The sequence below is a fragment of the Alcanivorax sp. HI0083 genome (assembly GCF_001635175.1).
Window position 1 is genome coordinate 1 of sequence record NZ_LWFX01000072.1, and the last position, 632, is coordinate 632.

1 protein-coding gene is annotated in these 632 nt (G+C 60.6%); it reads left to right on the plus strand.

What is annotated here, in order from left to right; genetic code table 11:
- Positions 1-403 (plus strand): membrane integrity-associated transporter subunit PqiC (locus A3754_RS00755; protein ID WP_063518583.1); only part of this gene is annotated, 403 nt, incomplete at its 5' end.
- Between the last annotated feature and the right edge of the window lie 229 nt (positions 404-632).

The following is a 632-nucleotide window of genomic DNA, read 5'->3' on the forward strand; positions in this document are numbered from 1 at the left end:
CGCGCATTCACCGCTAACCATCAAGGTACAGCTGGCCAGTTACCTGAACCGGGGCGGCATTGTCATGCAACTCAGTGACAGCGAGATACAGGTGGGCCGCCACCATCGCTGGGCCGAACCGCTGGCCACGCAATTACAACGCTCCCTGGAAACCCGCATGCCCAGCGGAGACAACAAGACGCTCACCGTGGAGCTGACCCGCTTTCAGGGCCTGCAAGGCAAAGACAGGGATTCCGCCGTCATCACCGGCCGCTGGGCACTGACTGGAAACAACGGAGAGATCGCCCAGGGGCGCATTCAGTGGGAAGCCGCGCTGGACAACGGCGGCTATGCGAATCTGGTAAGAACGCTGGATCAGGGTTGGCAGGCAGTGGCGGCAGAAATTGCCACCGCCATGGATTGAATCGTGGGAGCGAGCCTGGAGCCCACAACCAACCCCTCGAAGGGGCCTGCTTTGTAGGTCGACTTAGGGCGTAGCCGTAAGCCGACATCCCGCTGAACCGTAGCGGTAACGCTTTATGTCAGATTACGCCTTCAGGCTAATCAGACCTACAGGGAGGCGGTATCGCATCGCACGCGCCCAAACAACTCGCTTACGGCACGCTCTTATCTGGCAACGGCAGGGCAGGCAG